This window comes from Marinobacter halodurans, from assembly GCF_004327985.1.
GTDB classification, from domain to species: domain Bacteria; phylum Pseudomonadota; class Gammaproteobacteria; order Pseudomonadales; family Oleiphilaceae; genus Marinobacter_A; species Marinobacter_A halodurans.
Map to the genome: position 1 here is coordinate 1 of NZ_SJDL01000213.1, position 320 is coordinate 320.

At 65.9% G+C, this 320-nt stretch carries 1 protein-coding gene; it reads right to left on the minus strand.

What is annotated here, in order from left to right; all coding sequences use genetic code 11:
• Positions 1 to 320 (minus strand): condensation domain-containing protein (locus EZI54_RS24150; protein ID WP_207389366.1); only part of this gene is annotated, 320 nt, incomplete at both ends.

Sequence of the window (320 nt, forward strand, 5' to 3'; positions counted from 1 at the left end):
CCTCGATCGAACCCGCCTGCGGATCCAGCGCCACCTCTTCCACCGGCAGCTCGGCTTCACGCCACACCACCTGCACCGGCTCCGGCAACCCTTCCCACTGCACCCCCGTGCGCAGGATGTCGTGCCGCGCAATCACCGCCTGCAAGGCCGACAGGAAGTCGTCCAGCCGCGAACGGTCGTCAAAGGCCAGTAGGGAATACACCAGATACGGATCGCCCACTTCGGTCAACAGGTGGTGGTACAACACCCCTTCCTGCAACGGCGCCAGCGGGTAGATGTCCTGCACGTTGGCCGCACCGCCATCCACCGCCGCCACGATG